Origin of the sequence: Corynebacterium tuberculostearicum, assembly GCF_030229345.1 — a bacterium.
In the GTDB taxonomy this organism is placed as follows: domain Bacteria; phylum Actinomycetota; class Actinomycetes; order Mycobacteriales; family Mycobacteriaceae; genus Corynebacterium; species Corynebacterium tuberculostearicum_G.
In genome coordinates this window covers 128,167-145,069 of the sequence record NZ_JASPGP010000005.1, presented here as the reverse complement: position 1 = coordinate 145,069, position 16,903 = coordinate 128,167, and the positions used below count along the sequence as shown (strand labels likewise).

General features: G+C 58.8%; 18 protein-coding genes. 5 read left to right on the top strand and 13 right to left on the bottom strand.

Translation table 11 applies throughout. The features are described 5' to 3' along the window. Positions 1-280: 280 nt before the first annotated feature. The 3 genes from QP884_RS05450 to QP884_RS05440 are packed head-to-tail and all read right to left on the bottom strand — an operon-like array spanning position 281 to position 2,423. On the bottom strand, positions 281-1,252 hold the full coding sequence (locus tag QP884_RS05450; RefSeq protein ID WP_284821139.1) for a beta-carotene 15,15'-monooxygenase: 972 nt from the start codon (positions 1,250-1,252) through the stop codon (positions 281-283). Next, entirely contained in the window at positions 1,249-2,052 is an 804-nt protein-coding gene (locus QP884_RS05445) for an AAA family ATPase (protein ID WP_284821138.1), read from the bottom strand. Before QP884_RS05445 ends, QP884_RS05450 begins: the two co-directional genes overlap by 4 nt. Beyond that, positions 2,049-2,423 (bottom strand): GntR family transcriptional regulator, encoded by a 375-nt coding sequence (locus QP884_RS05440; RefSeq protein ID WP_005327000.1) that lies wholly within the window; start codon positions 2,421-2,423, stop codon positions 2,049-2,051. Before QP884_RS05440 ends, QP884_RS05445 begins: the two co-directional genes overlap by 4 nt. Before the next feature lie 203 nt (positions 2,424-2,626). Here QP884_RS05440 and QP884_RS05435 point away from each other — a divergent pair, with 203 nt between their 5' ends. Beyond that, positions 2,627-3,724 carry an NYN domain-containing protein gene (locus tag QP884_RS05435; RefSeq protein ID WP_284821136.1) on the top strand — a complete coding sequence of 366 codons (1,098 nt, stop codon included), beginning with the start codon at positions 2,627-2,629 and terminating at the stop codon, positions 3,722-3,724. On the opposite strand, the gene QP884_RS05430 is transcribed toward QP884_RS05435, so the two are convergent. Beyond that, entirely contained in the window at positions 3,721-4,458 is a 738-nt protein-coding gene (locus tag QP884_RS05430) for a PspA/IM30 family protein (RefSeq protein WP_005325958.1), read from the bottom strand. The two genes, QP884_RS05435 and QP884_RS05430, sit on opposite strands and share 4 nt — an antisense overlap. Positions 4,459-4,541: 83 nt before the next feature. Next, the gene (gene trxA / locus QP884_RS05425) at positions 4,542-4,910 is read right to left on the bottom strand and encodes a thioredoxin (protein WP_005325956.1); all 369 of its coding nucleotides are present in this window, start codon (positions 4,908-4,910) and stop codon (positions 4,542-4,544) included. 117 nt (positions 4,911-5,027) lie between these two features. Here trxA and QP884_RS05420 point away from each other — a divergent pair, with 117 nt between their 5' ends. From QP884_RS05420 to QP884_RS05410, 3 genes are all read left to right on the top strand, one after another. Next, positions 5,028-5,228, top strand: coding sequence for a heavy-metal-associated domain-containing protein (locus QP884_RS05420; protein WP_005325954.1), 201 nt, complete (start codon positions 5,028-5,030; stop codon positions 5,226-5,228). Between the two features lie 8 nt (positions 5,229-5,236). Further along, positions 5,237-7,390 (top strand): heavy metal translocating P-type ATPase, encoded by a 2,154-nt coding sequence (locus QP884_RS05415; protein WP_284821135.1) that lies wholly within the window; start codon positions 5,237-5,239, stop codon positions 7,388-7,390. A gap of 118 nt (positions 7,391-7,508) precedes the next feature. Continuing rightward, positions 7,509-7,973 carry a VanZ family protein gene (locus QP884_RS05410; protein WP_040425474.1) on the top strand — a complete coding sequence of 155 codons (465 nt, stop codon included), beginning with the start codon at positions 7,509-7,511 and terminating at the stop codon, positions 7,971-7,973. A gap of 1 nt (position 7,974) precedes the next feature. Here the strand turns inward: QP884_RS05410 and dnaB are convergent, their stop codons facing one another. The 8 genes from dnaB to QP884_RS05370 all read right to left on the bottom strand — a co-directional run bounded on the left by dnaB (position 7,975) and on the right by QP884_RS05370 (position 15,660). Next, positions 7,975-9,405 (bottom strand): replicative DNA helicase, encoded by a 1,431-nt coding sequence (gene dnaB / locus QP884_RS05405; RefSeq protein ID WP_005325950.1) that lies wholly within the window; start codon positions 9,403-9,405, stop codon positions 7,975-7,977. Between the two features lie 469 nt (positions 9,406-9,874). Beyond that, entirely contained in the window at positions 9,875-10,327 is a 453-nt protein-coding gene (gene rplI, locus QP884_RS05400) for a 50S ribosomal protein L9 (RefSeq protein WP_005325949.1), read from the bottom strand. Between the two features lie 48 nt (positions 10,328-10,375). After that, on the bottom strand, positions 10,376-10,924 hold the full coding sequence (locus QP884_RS05395; protein WP_005326997.1) for a single-stranded DNA-binding protein: 549 nt from the start codon (positions 10,922-10,924) through the stop codon (positions 10,376-10,378). A 49-nt stretch (positions 10,925-10,973) separates the two neighbouring features. Then, a complete protein-coding gene (gene rpsF, locus QP884_RS05390) occupies positions 10,974-11,264 on the bottom strand; it encodes a 30S ribosomal protein S6 (RefSeq protein WP_005326996.1) in 291 nt (96 codons plus the stop codon). A gap of 122 nt (positions 11,265-11,386) precedes the next feature. Continuing rightward, positions 11,387-11,575: a hypothetical protein gene (locus QP884_RS05385; RefSeq protein ID WP_005325940.1), complete on the bottom strand. Its 189-nt coding sequence runs from the start codon at positions 11,573-11,575 to the stop codon at positions 11,387-11,389. Beyond that, a complete protein-coding gene (locus QP884_RS05380; protein WP_284821133.1) occupies positions 11,572-12,969 on the bottom strand; it encodes a glycosyltransferase family 87 protein in 1,398 nt (465 codons plus the stop codon). The genes QP884_RS05385 and QP884_RS05380 overlap by 4 nt, the downstream gene beginning before the upstream one ends. Positions 12,970-12,975: 6 nt before the next feature. Then, positions 12,976-15,207: a transglycosylase domain-containing protein gene (locus QP884_RS05375; RefSeq protein ID WP_284821131.1), complete on the bottom strand. Its 2,232-nt coding sequence runs from the start codon at positions 15,205-15,207 to the stop codon at positions 12,976-12,978. Between the two features lie 75 nt (positions 15,208-15,282). Beyond that, positions 15,283-15,660: a DUF5318 family protein gene (locus tag QP884_RS05370; protein ID WP_034667960.1), complete on the bottom strand. Its 378-nt coding sequence runs from the start codon at positions 15,658-15,660 to the stop codon at positions 15,283-15,285. A 117-nt stretch (positions 15,661-15,777) separates the two neighbouring features. Between QP884_RS05370 and QP884_RS05365 the strand changes: the two genes are divergently transcribed. Then, the gene (locus tag QP884_RS05365; protein ID WP_239230100.1) at positions 15,778-16,866 is read left to right on the top strand and encodes an inositol-3-phosphate synthase; all 1,089 of its coding nucleotides are present in this window, start codon (positions 15,778-15,780) and stop codon (positions 16,864-16,866) included. Positions 16,867-16,903 lie beyond the last annotated feature (37 nt).

The following is a 16,903-nucleotide window of genomic DNA, read 5'->3' as shown; positions in this document are numbered from 1 at the left end:
CAAACCAATCAACACACAACCATGCACACAAAAAATAAAAAGTACATTGGCACACTATTGAGTTCTCAAACATCATCACCACACAACAACCACACACTTTGGCATGTAGCTCGTTGTGAGCAAAAAGAATTTTGTTTTGTCAGGGCCTGTTTTCCTATCGCCGCTTCAGCCAGGAACTTTGCTGTTCCTGTGGGGCGCTGTCGGTCGCGCTGACTCGTATTAAGTTACACAGCGACTTAAACAAACACAAATCCCCAGGCCAACCCTTCTTTTGAGCGGTTTAATCTATGCCCATCCAAGCGCTCATTCCGCCACGGTGAGCGTTTGCTCGGCGAATGTACGCGGGCAGCATCAAAGCCCAGACTGTATAGAAAGCCACCGCCAAGAAAAGCTGGGCAACCGCGGAGACCGGCACCAGAGTGCGCAGAAGTGCCATCCCAGCAATGAGGACCAGGTAGAGAGCGAATAGGTGCCAGGTCTTCTTTCCCAGAAATTCCAGACTGACCACTACAGGGGCGCAGGTGGCACTAAGCAGCACGATGTCCGCTACAAGTTCACCGTTGTTTGCCAGTACTGCGCTGGAGGTGGTCGCGACTAGGACAGGTATCAGGCCGAGCACGGCAGTATGTCGGGACCAAACAGCACGACTTCCACCAAGCACCGTGTATTCGCGCAGAGATACTCGCAAGCTGTGGAAAGCTGCGAAGAGCATCGCAATTGAAAGTGTCCAGATGAAGATGCCAAGGAAACCAAGCAACGGGATGTCTTCCTTATACCGGCTAAGTACAAACCCGATTGCTTGCGCCAGACACGCAGCACTCCATGCCTTGACCTGCCGGCGGTAAATGGTTTGCCCGGCCAAGGTGCGAGGGAACCATCCAAATCCGTTTGAGGGTTGGGAACCGGTCGTGGTGTACCCGACCCGTTTAGGAGTAGCCCTGCGGTACATGGCCCACGCCGCTGCGACGGCATAAATGGGCAATGCCCACCACAACTGCATGGTGAGGGCACCGATAGCTGCCGCTAGTGCGCACAGGGCAACGAGACAGCGGCGATGTTCATTCCAGATTTTCGAGCCTAGCCCCACCAACTGATACTTCTTAAAGTCTGGTGTCAGGGAAAGTATTAGCGACAAGGAAAAGATCACGGGGAGCGCGTTCCACGTTCCCTGCGCCATGACGGGCATGACGAGCAAAGCGAAAAGGAAAAAGGTCCAGCTCCACCAATCGCCTAGGTACCACAGGAGTTTCATGCTTTCTCCTCCAATGCCAGAACTGCGCGCTCCAAGGAGACCTCAGTGACGCGCAGACCGTAGGCCTGGGCCGTGCGGAAGATGGGGTCGGTGGCGGTAGAGCGGGCGTCGATAAGCACGCGGTCCCCCAAGCCTGTGGTTTCCCTACTGAGTACGCGGAGGTCGAGCTCTTCGACCGCTGCGTTGAGAGCCTCAGATGGACCGGTGAGCTCAAGAATTCCCTCGATGAAATCATCAATGGGGCCTGAAATTGGGCTGTCCCCCATAAGAGCGACGGTGTCGAGGAGGCCCGCTACCTCATTGAGGTGATGAGTGGAGATGACGATGGTACGGCCGTGTTCCTCGCGAAGGACCTGATAGAAATGCTCGCGGCGCTGTGTGTCGAGGCCCAGATAGGGCTCATCGAGAAGCATGACCTCGCAGCCAGAAGCAACGGCGAAGATGAAGCCCACCGCAGACTTTTGCCCGCGGGACAGGGAAGAATAGGCCTTGGCCGGTACGTCGAAGCGAACCAGCAGCTCATTGAACCGCTCCTCATCCCAATGCGGCCAGCGCGCCTTGCCAATGACGCCCAGCTTTCCGATGCCCCAGGAATCCGGCAGCGGGTTATCAATACCCATCAAAATGACTCGGTTGAGAACCGACTGCTTGTCAAAGGGTGCCTCACCGAAGACGGTGATACCGCCAGATTGGATTTGGCCAGCAATTTTGCGCAGGAGCGTGGTTTTGCCAATGCCATTGGGGCCAACTAAGCCATGTGTGAGGCCATCGGCAAAGGTGAAATCTCGTGTTGTAATCATGAGTACATTCCTCGGCTTTCTGCAACGCGATCAAATAGGTCGTGGAGTTGGGCGCGGTTGTAGCCCAGGCGAACGGCTTCATCGACCAGCGGCGCCATGTATTCCGCCGCGAAATCGGCGCGGCGGCGCTCGCGGATCGTTTTCAGGGCCCCTTCTGCCACAAACATGCCGATACCGCGGCGCTTATCCAGCACCCCAATATCCACCAGGAGGCTGATGCCCTTGCGGGCAGTGGCCGGGTTGATGTTGTGGAAATCAGCAAGCTCGTTAGTAGATGGGGCCCTATCCCCCTCGCCCAGGGTGCCGTCCACGATGGCGTCCTCCACCAGAGAAGCAATCTGGCGGAAGAGTGGTTGCGTGGAATTATCCATTGACCCTCGGTTCGTTGGTTAGTTACTTGTGTAACCAACCATATCGGCAACACCCCATCCCTGCAATACTTCCAAAGAGAAAACTTTTTTGCTGCCACTGCGCTGGGATTTTGCCCAAGGTTATCGACGTTTTGTGACTAATGGGGCACACTGGAAACCACAAAGAATTTTATTTAGAACAATTAGAACGGAACTTAGGAGCCATGCTTGAACGCACACTCGTCTTTGTCGATACCTCTTACTTGCTCGCTAGCTTTTATAACTCGTGGGAAACGGGTGCCCGCGCACAACTAGAAATCGATCTGCCCGAGGTGGTCAGCACCATGGGCGGGATGATCGAGAACCAACTCGGGACCCCCATCCAGCGCCAATACTGGTATGACGGCATTCCCGATACCGGCCCACACCGCTACCAGCGCGCCCTGCGCACCTGCGAAGGGGTCCAGCTGCGCACCGGTCAGCTCATCGAATGGGGTGAGCGCCGCACCCAAAAGGCCGTAGATACCCGTCTCGTAGCGGACATGGTCATCGCCGCCATGAAGGGACAATTCACCGACTTTGTCCTCGTCAGCGGCGATGCCGACATGATTCCTGGCGCACAAGCAGCCGTGGACAATGGCATCCGCGTACACCTCTATGGATTCGGCTGGGACTCCATGTCCTCCGCACTGCGCCATGCCTGCGATTCAACCACCATCTTGGACCCTCGCGAGGACTTCGCAGACGCTATGGAATTGCAGGTCCTAGAAGGCCCGCTTCCTCCAGTGGTGCGCGAAAATGGGCATAAAGAGGGCGAGGAAATGCCCGAACCGGATGAATGCGGCGAGCCTTCAGAGGTGGAGGCAGCCTTCGGCGCCGCAGAAAAGCCCACCCCGGCCCCAACGCCCAAGCCGGCTCCTCCCAAGGCGGATGCCGCAGAGGATTCCCCCGCCGAGGAGGACTCCCCCGCGGAGAAGCCGGCGCCCAAGCCATCCATGATGGCACCGCGCCGCAAGCTGCGCTCTAAGTATGTGCCGCTGCCGGAAGAAGTATGGAGCTCAGCTGGGTTCCAATCCCCATTCGACGTGGGCCAGCAATACGCCTCGTGGTGGTTCGATAACGCTGCTAGCACCGAGCAGCGAGATCAGGCACATCTACTTTCAGGCGGCGGGCTTCCCCCGGAGATCGACCGCCCGCTGTTGCAGTTTGCCTGCGAAACCCTGCACGAATACACCCTGACCGAAACCCAGCGCGTGAACCTGCGCGATGGATTCCACTCAGGGATTCGTGGGGTTCTGATTAATGTTCGCCGGCAGAATTAATCGCCGGATTCGAGCTCTTTCTTCTTTTTAAGATCCGCCCGGATGGCATCAAGGCGCGCAGTCGCCTTCATGTCATTGCCGGCGGCTTGAATCTCATTAATACGATCGCCGCCGGTGGCGTGCTGCAATTCTTGCGCACCAAGGGCATCGGCATAGCGCTTTTCAATCTTTGCGCGCACAGAATCTAGAGTAGGCACGGAATCGTCCGGGTTGAGCTGATTCATGGAATCAATAGCCTGGGCGTTCTTTTCTTGCATAGCCGCCTGGTCCGCCTGGGCCTCCAGCTGGCTAACCTGGGCCAGCTGTTCCTTCAAGCGCGCCTCAGACTGCTGCTGCTGGCTCTTGGCCTGAGCGGCAGCCTGCTCTGCGGCGGCGTACTGCTGTTTAACGTCTTCCAGCTCCTGCTCCACTGCTACCAGCTGGGAGGCAACCACTTCCGCAGCCTGGTTATACTCGGAAGCCTTTTGCGGATCCTCCGCAGAGTCCGCCAACTCCAACGCACGCTGGGTTTGAGACTGATAGTCCTGCTGGGACTTAACCAGGCGGTTCATCTGCATCTCCAGCTGAGACTTATGGCCGATGATTTCTGCAGCGTGATCAGAAATCTGCTGGTGCTGCTCCTTGGCGGCCTGGACGGCCTGCTGGATCTGCACCTTCGGATCAGCGTTTTCATCGATCTTCTGATCGAAGGAACTCATCATGTACTTCCAGCCCTTGCTGAAGGGGTTAGCCATTATCTTCTCCTTTGGACATAAAAAGACGCTTTCTAGCGAGTTTAGCGATACTCACCAGAAAGCGCCTAGGAAGCTAGCGGGGATTAACCCTGCGCGTTCTGCTCTTCTACCTGGCGGCGAACCTCCGCCATATCGAGCTCCTTGACCTGCTTTAGCAGGTCTTCCAATGCTGCAGGTGGCAGCGCGCCAGCCTCGCGGAAGACCAAGATGCCATCGCGGAAGATCATCAGCGTAGGAATGGACTGAATCTCCAACGCGGATGCGAGGCCCTGGTTAGCCTCGGTATCAAGCTTGGCAAAGGTTGCATCCGTGTGCTCTTCGGAGGCCTTTTCAAAAACCGGCGCAAAGCGCTTGCAGGGGCCGCACCAATCGGCCCACGCGTCTACGAGAGTAATGCCCTCGCCGGTAACGGTTTCTTCAAAGTTTTCTTCAGTGACATCGATAGTAGCCATGGTTGTTCTAACTCCTTTGCGGATTGCTTTATTCCCCAACGTACATGAAATATCCTTGTCATATACCCCTAGGGGGTATAAAATGGGCCCAGAAACCAACCCTAAGAAAGGAACATCATGAGCACCAAAAACTACACCGTAGAGGGCATGACCTGCGGACATTGCGAAATGTCGGTAAAAGAAGAGGTCGGCGAAATTTCTGGCGTTAGCGAGGTCACTGCTGACCACACCACCGGCGCAGTCACGGTTACTGGCACCGATTTCACCGATGAACAGGTAGCGGCCGCCGTGGCTGAGGCCGGCTACACGCTGAAGTAGGAACCACCATGTCCCACTTGGACCTTGGCGTAACAGGAATGACGTGCACCTCCTGCTCCTCCCGCGTCGAGCGCAAGCTAAACAAGCTCGAGGGAGTAAGCGCCAGCGTCAATTTCGCTACCGAGGCGGCGGCCATCGAGTACGACTCCCAGACGGTAAGCCCACAGGAGCTCATTTCGGTGGTGGAGGGCGCAGGTTACGGCGCCTTCGATATGGCGGCGGCGAAGACGGAGGAGCCCCAGTCCGAGAAGAGCAGTGACGGAGGGCTGCTGCGCCGCACCATTATCTCCGGTGCCCTATCGCTGCCGCTCATGGTGGTATCGATGTGGCCGGCACTGCAATTTCCCAATTGGCAGTGGGCCTGCGCCATCGTGGCCACCATCGTTTATATCTTTGGCGGCGCGCCTTTCCACACTGCCACGTGGACAAACCTCAAGCACGGTTCTTTCACCATGGACACGCTTATCACCATGGGAACCTCAGCGGCCTACTTTTGGTCGCTGTGGGCGCTGTTTTTCGGCAATGCGGGCGAACCGGGCATGAAAATGCACATGACGTTGGATGCGAACGCGGCGCAGATGGATCACATCTATTTCGAGTCCGTGGGCATGGTCGTTACCTTCCTCCTACTCGGCCGGTGGTTCGAGGCACGAGCCAAAGGCCAGTCCTCCGAGGCGCTGCGGGAGCTGCTCTCCCTAGGTGCTAAGGAAGCCTCGGTGCTGCGCGAGGGAGGCGAGCAGCGCATTCCCATTGCCCAGTTGCAAGTAGGCGATGTCTTCGTAGTACGCCCAGGCGAGAAGATCGCCACCGATGGCATCGTCGTTGCCGGCAACTCGGCGGTCGACGCCTCTATGATCACCGGCGAGCCCGTGCCCGTCGAGGTCGGCTCCGGCGATGCGGTGACCGGCGCGACCATTAATGCCTCCGGCAAGCTTGAGGTGCGCGCGACCAAGGTGGGCGAGGATACGGTACTGGCCCAAATGGCCCAGCTGGTCACGGATGCACAAACCTCCAAGGCGCCGGTACAGCGCCTCGTGGACCGCATTGCACAGGTCTTCGTCCCCGCGGTCATCGCCGTGGCAGCGCTGACACTCCTTGCCCATCTCTTCTTCGGCGGGGTGGCCCCAGCCTTTATCGCCGCGGTCTCCGTCCTCATTGTGGCCTGCCCTTGCGCTATGGGCTTGGCGACGCCCACCGCGATCCTCGTCGGCACCGGCCGCGGGGCACAGCTGGGGCTTGTCATTAAAGGCCCGGAGATCCTGGAATCTACGCGGCAAATCGATACCATCGTCATGGATAAGACCGGCACGGTCACGGCCGGAGAGATGTCCGTTACCGCCGTGCACGGCGACGTCCTCGACGTGGCCGCGGCCGTGGAACACAACTCCGAGCATCCCATCGCTCGCGCCATCGCTAGAGAGCGCAGTGTAAAGCCGGCTACCGACTTCGCAGTGGTTCCGGGTGGCGTGGAAGGAACTGTGGAGGGGGTCCGGGTGGGCGTCGGCAAGCGGCAAGGCCCGTTGGGTGACCTGGAAGCGCCGTTCCGCGCCGCACAGGACGCTGGTGCCACGCCGGTGGTCGTCACCGTCAACGGACAGCCCGCAGGCGTCATTGAGGTGCGCGATACCATCAAGCCCAGCTCGGCCGCCGCCGTGGCGCAGATGAAGGAACTGGGGCTAACCCCTTACCTGCTGACCGGTGATAATGCCGGGGCCGCTCACGCCGTGGCCGCCGAGGTGGGAATCGATCACGTCAGCGCTGAGGTCCTGCCAGAGGACAAGGTGAACCACATCAAGGAGCTGCAGGCCGCAGGGCACACCGTGGCGATGGTGGGCGATGGCATTAACGACGCCGCCGCGCTGGCCCAAGCCGACCTCGGCCTGGCCATGGGCGCGGGTACCGATGTTGCCATTGAAGCCTCCGATATCACCCTGATGAACGGCGATTTACGCTGCGCCGCTGATGCCATTCGGCTCTCGCGCCGCACGCTAGCAATCATTAAGGGCAATCTCTTCTGGGCCTTCGCCTATAACGTCGTACTCATTCCCGTGGCCGCGCTCGGCTGGCTCAATCCCCTGCTGGCGGGCCTGGCCATGGCGCTGAGCTCGGTTTTCGTGGTTACTAACTCGCTGCGGCTGCGCGGCTTTTCCGTCCGTCGCTAAATAAGGCCGCCGAGCACCCCTGAGCAGGCTAGCATTGGCGGGGCGTACACTCCCCCGCCACGAAAGAAAGGACTAGCGCGTGCTCAGCAGGGTATCCCTCACCGCGTGGACCGCGGTTATGGTCGCGTTAACCACGCTCAAGCCCTTCTACCAGATTGGCTATTTGTGGAAACCGGAAAATCAGCGCGCCCGGGATTTGCGCTGGGTTCCTTTCGATGAATTTTCCGGCGGCAGCTGGTTTGGCCCGCTATTTGAGTACGCGGGCAATACCGCATTCTTCATCCCCTTCGGAATGCTGGTCTTTAGCCTCTGCCGCTCCGTTAAGAAGACAGCTGCGTGGGGATTTGGCCTCAGCCTCGTACTAGAAGTGTGCCAATATGCTTTCGCCCTGGGGCGCACGGATATCGATGATCTTCTCTTCAATACCCTGGGCGCGCTTATCGGTGCGGCATTCGCCCGCCTGTGCGGCGAACGCCTTTTCCCCGTATGGCGGTGGCTGGCGCTCGCCGCAGCTGCGGTTTTCTTGGTATTGGTCATCCTTGGCCCACGATTGGGAGACCCCAACGCGGTGGTAGACCTGTAATTTATCCGTGCGCCATATTGACGAACTTGGAGTAGTGCAGCTGGTGCGCCACCTGCACGGTATCAATCGGGCCGCCACGGTGCTTAGCTAGGATAATATCCGCCTCGCCGGCGCGCTCATTATCGCGGTCCTGGGAGTCGGGGCGGTAGAGCAGCATGACCATATCGGCGTCCTGCTCCAGCGAGCCAGACTCACGGAGGTCCGCAAGCTGCGGCTTTTTATCCGTACGCGCCTCAGGGCCACGGTTCAGCTGCGAGATAGCGATGAGAGGAACCTCCAGCTCCTTGGCCAAGAGCTTCAGCTGACGGGAGAACTCGGAGACCTCTTGCTGGCGGGACTCGACCTTTTTACCCGAAGACATCAGCTGCAGGTAGTCCAAGACAATGAGATCCAAACCGTGCTGCTGTTTGAGGCGGCGGGCCTTGGACCGAATTTCCATCATCGTGAGGTTCGGGGAGTCATCAATGAAGAGTGGGGCGTCTTGCACTCGGTTGAGGGTCTCATCGATTTTTGCCCAGTCCTCGGTGGAAACTCGGCCACCGCGCATATCGGCCAGCTTTACCTCTGACTCCGCCGAGAGCAGGCGCATGACGATTTCAGAAGCTGACATCTCGAGCGAGAAAATCACCGAGGACTTGCCGTGCTGCAAGGAGCAGGAACGCATAAAGTCCATGGCTAGGGTCGATTTACCCACACCAGGGCGGGCAGCAACGATGACCATCTGGCCCGCGTGAAGGCCATTGGTTAACTTATCGAGGTCGATGAAGCCAGTAGGCACACCTAGCTCCACGCCGCCGGCTTGCTGCAGGGCGGCGAGCTCATCAATGGTGGGGTCAATGAGATCCCCCAGGACTCGGTAATCTTCTGCCGTCTTGCGCTGGGCGACGGCGAAAACTTCCTGCTGCGCACGGTCCAGCACGGACTCGATTTCTGCATCTTCGGTGCCGGAAAATCCGAGCTGTACTACGCGCGTACCGGCATCAACAAGCTTGCGCAGCACTGCCTTTTCCGCGACGATTTCGGCGTAGTAGCGTGCGTTCGCAGCCGTGGGCACCGTGGCGAGCAGCGTGTGGAGATAGGGGGCGCCGCCGACGCGCTCGAGGTTATTAAAGCGGTCGAGCTGGGAGGCCAAAATGACGGCGTCGACGTCCTTGCCCTCGGAATATAGATCCAGCATGGCGCGGTAAATCAACGTGTGCGCCGGATAGTAGAAATCCTCCGGCTCTAGCTCCTCGATGACCTCCATCACCGTATGGGGGCTCAGCAACATTGCGCCCAGGACGCCCTGCTCCGCTTCGCGGTCTGCGGGAGGCTGGCGGAATTCGCCATAGCGCTTTGGCTCTTCCTGCTGATAGCGGCGGCGTGGGGCCGGTTCCTCCTCCGGCGGCGGCTCTGGTGGCAGGTGTTCATCATCAAAGCTGGCGTTGGTCATGACTTCTCCCCCTTGTGGCTATTTGAGCGTCCGAGCGTATCGGAATCTCAGTGTAGTCTAGTGCCCGGACACCACCCCCTGGGCATAACTTCCACAGTTATCCACAGGGTGCTGTGAAAATTGCAGGTCGCGAGAGCCTTTGCCCATATTTGCCCTGCATAGGCCTGTGGATAACTCCAAAAGCCCATGACCTGCACAAATCAAAATCCCAGTTCAGGGTATGTTTTTCCCGGTGTGAAAATAGGCACATCATCCGTGGATAAGGGGCCTGACCTGCGGGTTAATAAAGCGGCCTCCGCGTAAACAGAAAGTTAAACGGCCAAAGAGTTATCCACAGAATTCCACAGTTATCCACAGGCCGGTGAAAACGCGCTAAAGGCCCCAAGTTCCTGCCACCTCACATAGCAGGAACTTGAGGCCTAAAGCGTTGCTGTTGTCTTTGGGTCTATATGGACCGTCGTGCGCCTAGTTAGGCAGCAACGACCGAGAAGTTCACCTTGCCGATAACATCAGCGTGCAGCTTCAGCTCGACCTGGTAGTTGCCGGTCTTCTTGACCAGGCCCTTAGGAAGCACAACGATGCGCTTATCCAGCTTAGGGCCACCAGCCTTGGAGACGGCGTTGACAATGTCTTCTGCTTGAACGGAACCGAAGAGCTTACCGGATTCGGAGGTCTTAACCTCTACCTTGACATCCGTCAGCTGCTCGAGCTGGTTGCGGACCTCACGTGCGTGATCCAGGTCGCGAATCTCGCGAGCTTCCTGGGCGCGCTTGATGCCCTCAATCTGCTTCTCTGCGCCGCGGGTAGCCACGATGGCCAGGCCGCGAGGAAGCAGGTAGTTACGTCCGTAGCCGTCCTTAACCTCAACAATTTCGCCAGCGGCGCCGAGGTTCTCAACGGCAGCGGTGAGGATCAGCTTCATGATCCCTGCCTTTCAATTGAGTTAGTTGAATAGTTGCGGGTGACAGACTTAGAACGGAGGTTCAGAATCAGCGCCTCCGAAACCACCTGCAGGTGGTGCGGAGTTCCACGGATCCTCAGAAGGAGCCTGGTTCTGCTGCGGCTGCTGTTGCTGGCCGCCTCCAAAACCGCCCTGATTATTGTTATTCGAGCGCTGTTGGCCGCCGCCGCCAAAGTTATTGCCGCCCTCACGCGGATTGCGGTTTACCTGAGCGGTGGCGTAGCGCAGAGACGGACCGACTTCGTCGACGTCAATCTCGAATACGGTGCGGTTATCGCCCTCACGGGTCTGGAAGGAACGCTGCTTCAAGCGGCCGGTAACGATGACGCGCATGCCCTTAGACATGGTCTCGGCAACGTTTTCCGCTGCCTGACGCCATACGTTGCAGGTCAGGAACATAGCTTCGCCGTCTTCCCACTGATTCGTCTGCGAGTTATAGCGACGAGGGGTGGAGGCGACGCGGAAGTTAGCTACTGCCGCACCCGCCGGGGTGAAGCGCAGCTCGGGGTCAGCAACGATGTTGCCTACCACCGTGATATTGGTATCTCCCTGTGCCATGTCTTTACTCCTTATCGGTTACGTGGATTGTGCTTGATCCCAGTATCCGCTACTTGCTGTCGGTGCGCAGAACCTTGGTACGCAGGATGGTGTCGTTCAGGTTCAGACGGCGGTCGAGCTCGGCAACCGAAGTGTGCTCGCACTCCAGGTTGACGACGGCATAAATGCCCTCTTCCTTCTTGTTGATGGGGTATGCAAGACGACGCTTGCCCCATACATCAAGGTTCTCAACCTTGCCGCCTTCCTGGCGGACGATTTCGAGGAACTTATCCAGGGACGGGGTTACGGTGCGCTCATCCTGATTAGGATCCAGAATGATCATGACTTCGTAGTGACGCACGGACCTCATCACCTCCTATGGTCTAGTAGTTTTCGGCTGCATCACCTTTGCGGATGCAGCAGGAGGGTACGTTGCGTCAAGCAACCCCACTACAGTACCGCAAATGACCGGCGAAAAGAAATCTAACCAGTGGTCGTTGCGGCGAAAAACACAGCAGCAGTCGCCGGAATGATGGTGAGGAAAAGAATGGCCAAAAGCCCCAGCACGATGGGCCCGCGGCGATCTTCACGATTGTGGAAGAGCCAGAAGGCCCCCATCACGCAGAGGAATCCCAAAAAGATGGATGCCATTCCGATATAGGTAACGATCATGCGAATGCTCCTGCCAAGGGGTCGCGGCCGGCGTGCGCATCGCGCACCTTATCCGGGGTCTTTCCGCACATCTGGCGAATGACGAGGACAGCCATGGCGATAATGAGGGCGTCGCGGGAGATAATCGCAACGTCAAGCAGCTCGTGCGGAATACCCTTATTGTCTGTACCCAGCATGTGCCACATGAGTAGGGGCCACACGAGGGCGTCGACAAGCGCCCAGCTAAAGACCAAGCGCCAGCGTGGCAGGGCTAGGGCCGCGGGCACTACCAGCCACAGAGAATACTGGGGCGACCATACCTTGTTGAATAGTAAGAAGGCTGCCACGATGAGGTAAACCAGCTCGGCCATGCGCGGGGTCCGCGAGCTGCGCAGGCCCAACACCGCAATCGCCGCACAGAGAGCCAAAAAAGCCACCAGACTGAAGGTATTGAGGAACTCAGGGCTAAAGCTAATCCCAGTATTGCGGCTGAGCACCGAGTAGATGGTGGTCCACTCCGCACCGCGCTCCTGGTTGAGGCGGAAAAATTCGCGCCATGCCTCCGGGTACTTCAGTGCGACTGGCGCGTTGACCAGAATCCAGGTCACGGCCGCGCCGAGCAAGGCATAGAAAAATTGCGGCCAGCGACGATTGCGCACCGCCAAGACCAGGAACGCGCCCAAGAGAAAGAGCGGCCACAGCTTAAAGGAAGTGCCAAGGCCGATGAGGACACCCGCTACGGCAGGGCGCTTGCGCGCGGCGGCCAGGAGCGCACCTACGGCAAAGGCAATGGAGGGGATATCCCAGTTACTGAAAGCGTGGATGATGACAAGGGGGCTGGCGGCGACGAGGATGGTGTCCCAGGTGCGGTTGCCCACCAGCAGGTAGACCATGTAGAGCACGCCTACCCAGATGCACGCCATGACCAAGGCGGTCAGGCCGAAGTACCATCCGGCCTCCGGGATGCCGGCCCACTCAACCAGAGAGTACGTATTGCGGGCAATCCAGCCCATCAACCCCTGGAATAGGCCCGCGAGGACTGGGTACTCCATATAGCGGGTCAGGTCACCCTCTTGCCAAGAATAGGCATAGGGGAAGCCGCCTTCGTCAAGGCCACGGCCACCGTAGAGCGGGATGATGTCGTTATAGCAAAAAGAGGTGTACTGGCGGTTGCCCGCCCAATTTAGGTTAATGACCCCGTCATCACCGCGGGTGCCGCCGGCGCAATTAGCCTTCGAGAGGAATCCGCACGCCAGGAAAACCCAGCCGACGGCGATAATGGCGCGCAGCGGGGTCCACCACTGGGTGCGACGTACACCGGCAAAACGGCCCCTTGGCCCGCCGAGGAATTCAATTACCCCGCGAGCCAAGGGTTCTGAGGAGGCGGGAATGCGCTGGTGCGGATTCGCTGTCACTGCCGCCTACCCTAGGAGATCTGCCAAGTCGCTATCGGGGCCGATAAGGTCATCCAACGACGGCGCCTCTGGCTGGGCCGGTGCCTGGTTGTTATTACCGCTATTGCCATTGCCGCGTTGCGGTTTCGGGGCAGGCTTCGGACTCTCCGGCTTATTCTCCGGCTGAGCCGGCTTGGTTTCCTCTTCCGGAGCTGCTTGCTCAGTCGGGGCCTCGTAGTACTGGGTATCGTCAGCGCCGCTATCCCAGCTCGGGTCATAGGCTGGGGCGGAGGTTCCGGCGCCCATGTTGCCGAATCCCAGCGGATAGGCAGCCGGGAAGTTCTGGAATTCAGAGTTGGCCAGGGAGTTATCCAGCACGGCCTTCCAGATCTTGGTTGGTGCGCCGGCGCCGTACATAATGCCGCCGTACTGATCGAAGATGGCGGAGGTGTTGTCCGCGGTACCTACCCACACGGCGGTAGCCAGCTGCGGGGTGGCACCGACCATCCAGGCATCCTTGTTATTTCCGGTATCGCCCATCTGAGTGGTACCAGTCTTGGAGGCGGAAACACGGCCACCGGCAAGAGCGCCATTAGACCATGCGGCCACCGGCTCCATGGCTTCGAGGACGTTATTGGCCACGTTGGACGATACGCGGCGCTCGCCCTCGTCTTCGGGGTGCTCGTACAGCACTTCGCCGGCAGCGTTTTCTACGCGCTGCACAAAGTGCGGGTTATGCCACACGCCCTGGTTGGCCAGGGTGGACATTGCGGTGGCCATATCGAGCGGGCGGGACTGGTACTGGCCCAGAACGATGCCCTCGAATGGCTGCTTGCCGTTTTCCGTCAGCGTCTTTTCAATGCCTGGCAGGGACTTAGCCACGCCAAGGGCGTGCGCCATATCTGCGGTGTCCTGCGTGCCGTTCTTGAGGTCTTCCTGCAGGCGAAGGAAGGAGGTATTCAGGGATTGCTTGGTAGCCTCGCGCAGGTTGCACACGCCGCAGCCGCCGCCCACGTTGGTGACAACATCCGAGCCAGGCAGCTGGTACGGAGCGGACGAGTAATTGGTATCTAGGCTGATGCCCTGCTGCAAGGCGGCCGCAAGGGTCATGATCTTGAAAGTAGAACCGGTCTGCAGCGGGGAGTTGGCGTAGTCCCAACCATTGGAATCGTGGCCGCCAAAGTATCCGCGGACCGCACCGGTCTTCGGGTCGATGGTCACGGAAGCCGCACGCGCATCCTCTTGCAGCGGAGCCATCTGGTCATCGACTGCCTGAATGGTGTTGCTTTGCACATTCATGTCGATGGTGGTGGTGATGCGCAGGCCGCCGGTGGACACCTCGTTTTCGGTGATGCCTACCTCTTCCAATTCGCGGATGACCTGATCCTTGATGTGGCCATTGGCGCCGGGCGCCTCGGTGTAGGCGGAGTACTCAGCTGGGTCGCGGGTCTCTGGGAAGACCATGCCATCGCGCTGTTCCTGGTTGAGGTCACCCATGTCCACCAGGCCATCAAGGACGTAGTTCCAGCGGTCCTCGGAGCCCTCCTGATTCACGCGCGGGTCGAGGCCGGACGGGGACTGAATGAGGCCAGCGAGCATGGCGCCTTCCTCCGGAGTGAGGTCCTTGGCGTCCTTATCAAAGTAGGCATTGGACGCCGCCTGGATGCCGTAGGCATTGCGGCCGAAGTACACGGTGTTGAGGTAGGCGTTGAGAATATCCTCCTTATCCCACTCATTGGTCATCTTCACCGAGTAGATGAGCTCGCGAATCTTGCGCACGTAGGAGTATTCGTTACCCACCAGCGTGTTTTTCACATACTGCTGGGTAATGGTGGAACCGCCGCCAGCATCTTCATTGCCGGTTACCTTACCAACCACGGCGCGGCCGAGGCCGGTGAAGGAGAAGCCGGAGTTATCCCAAAAGTCACGGTCCTCCGCGGCCAGCACGGAGTCCTGCACGTATTCCGGGATTTCATCCAGCTTCACGTGGGTGCGGTTGCCTTCCGGCGGCACCAAGCGGGCGAGCTGGGTCTGATTATCACCCGCATAGATGGTGGAGACCTGGTTATTGGCCAGGTCTTTCGGCTCCGGAACGGAGTATTGCGAGTATGCGTAGGCAAAAAGTCCTGCGGGCAGTGCTACAAAGACCAGTAGGAACGCCAAAACGACCCACGGCCAGATGCGGCGCTTCTTTGTCGCCTGCTTTTTGCTGGGGCGAGCCCCCTTAGCGGACTTGCCGGTAGATTCCTTCTCGGTCACTGATTCGTGTCCTCATTCATCCCTGATCACAAACTAAATAATTGCAGCTTACTGCCTAAGGCGGTGCGCGGGAAACTAACACGCGTTAAATGCAGTAGCAGAACGCAACAAGTGGTTCCACCGGCACTGGCGGCATACCTCCACCTCGTGCACCGTAAACTCCAAGCCCTCAGCTACAAACTCCGCTATTTCTTTCTCACTGCGGGCACTCCCGGCGCGACGGCCGAGGTTCTCGCCATAGACCCAGCGCGTAAGCCGCAAAGGCTCGCCGCACACGGGGCATTCCTTATCCATGGTGCGCCCGTGGTGCTCAGCTGCGGCGCGCAGCAAAAAGTCAGCATCGCACACGTCCTCCCGCGTGAGCTGCCCGGCGCGAAATTCGCGCAAGTGGTGGGCGCGCTCCCACTCATGGGAGAGCACGTGCTTATAGGCAACGGAATTCACCCGGATCATCCTAATTACCTCTTCTTGATCGATCCACATGGCGTTATGCCACCGTAGGGCATAATTTTCGGCTTACTCTTGCGCAGTCACTGACAGCCACAACTCATGGAGTTAAAGGAGTAGACCGTGTCCGAAAAAGTAAAGGTCGCCATCGTGGGCGTCGGCAACTGCGCCACGTCCCTCATTGAAGGCGTGGAGTTTTATCGCAACGCCGCGGCCGATGCAGATATTCCCGGTTTGATGCACGCCCAGTTTGGCCCGTACCACGTAGGCGATGTGGAATTCGTTGCCGCCTTCGACGTGGATGCGGACAAGGTGGGCAAGGATCTGGCGGAGGCTACGCGCAGCTCCCGCAATTGCACCATTTCCATTACCGACGTCCCTGAGCTGGGCGTTACCGTGCAGCGCGGTCCTACCCTGGACGGCCTCGGCCGGTACTACCAAGAATCCATCGCGGAATCGGAAGCCCCGCTTGCCGACGTCCCCGCCACACTCCGCCAGTCCGGTGCCGACGTCGTAGTCTCCTACCTGCCGGTGGGCTCTGAAGAAGCGGATAAGTTCTACGCCCAGGCGGCCATCGATGCCGGCTGCGCCTTTGTCAATGCCTTGCCGGTCTTTATTGCCTCTGATCCGGTATGGGCGAAGAAGTTCGAAGACGCCGGGCTGCCCATCGTGGGCGATGATATTAAGTCCCAGGTGGGCGCGACCATTACTCACCGCGTCATGGCGAAGCTTTTTGAAGATCGCGGCGTGCGTTTGGAGCGCACCATGCAGCTCAATGTAGGCGGCAATATGGATTTCAAGAATATGCTCGAGCGCGAGCGCCTCGAATCCAAAAAGATCTCAAAGACACAGGCCGTAACCTCTAACCTGCACAACTCGCCCATCGCCGGCAAGCGGGAAGACCGCAACGTCCACATCGGGCCTTCCGATTACGTGGAATGGCTCGATGATCGCAAATGGGCCTATGTCCGCTTAGAGGGCTCCGCCTTCGGCGAAGTACCGCTGAACTTGGAGTACAAGCTGGAGGTCTGGGACTCGCCTAACTCCGCCGGCATCATCATTGATGCCGTACGCGCCGCCAAGATTGCCCTCGACCGCGGAGTTGCTGGCCCGGTACTGGCTGCCTCGTCCTACCTGATGAAATCCCCACCGGTGCAAAAGGCTGATGACGTGGCGCGCGCCGAGCTAGAAGACTTTATTGCCGGAAACTAATTTTTTAACTTCCGAACTACCGCGCAGGGAAAACGGG

Bases quoted from the DNA above. Each gene is read 5' to 3' on its own strand.
- QP884_RS05415 (WP_284821135.1), top strand. From the start codon at position 5,237: ATGTCCCACTTGGACCTTGGCGTAACAGGAATGACGTGCACCTCCTGC.
- QP884_RS05445 (WP_284821138.1), bottom strand. From the start codon at position 2,052: ATGATTACAACACGAGATTTCACCTTTGCCGATGGCCTCACACATGGC.
- QP884_RS05420 (WP_005325954.1), top strand. From the start codon at position 5,028: ATGAGCACCAAAAACTACACCGTAGAGGGCATGACCTGCGGACATTGC.
- QP884_RS05430 (WP_005325958.1), bottom strand. From the start codon at position 4,458: ATGGCTAACCCCTTCAGCAAGGGCTGGAAGTACATGATGAGTTCCTTC.
- QP884_RS05385 (WP_005325940.1), bottom strand. From the start codon at position 11,575: ATGATCGTTACCTATATCGGAATGGCATCCATCTTTTTGGGATTCCTC.
- QP884_RS05370 (WP_034667960.1), bottom strand. From the start codon at position 15,660: ATGATCCGGGTGAATTCCGTTGCCTATAAGCACGTGCTCTCCCATGAG.
- QP884_RS05435 (WP_284821136.1), top strand. From the start codon at position 2,627: ATGCTTGAACGCACACTCGTCTTTGTCGATACCTCTTACTTGCTCGCT.
- rplI (WP_005325949.1), bottom strand. From the start codon at position 10,327: ATGAAGCTGATCCTCACCGCTGCCGTTGAGAACCTCGGCGCCGCTGGC.
- dnaB (WP_005325950.1), bottom strand. From the start codon at position 9,405: ATGACCAACGCCAGCTTTGATGATGAACACCTGCCACCAGAGCCGCCG.
- QP884_RS05450 (WP_284821139.1), bottom strand. From the start codon at position 1,252: ATGAAACTCCTGTGGTACCTAGGCGATTGGTGGAGCTGGACCTTTTTC.
- trxA (WP_005325956.1), bottom strand. From the start codon at position 4,910: ATGGCTACTATCGATGTCACTGAAGAAAACTTTGAAGAAACCGTTACC.
- QP884_RS05395 (WP_005326997.1), bottom strand. From the start codon at position 10,924: ATGGCACAGGGAGATACCAATATCACGGTGGTAGGCAACATCGTTGCT.
- QP884_RS05440 (WP_005327000.1), bottom strand. From the start codon at position 2,423: ATGGATAATTCCACGCAACCACTCTTCCGCCAGATTGCTTCTCTGGTG.
- QP884_RS05410 (WP_040425474.1), top strand. From the start codon at position 7,509: ATGGTCGCGTTAACCACGCTCAAGCCCTTCTACCAGATTGGCTATTTG.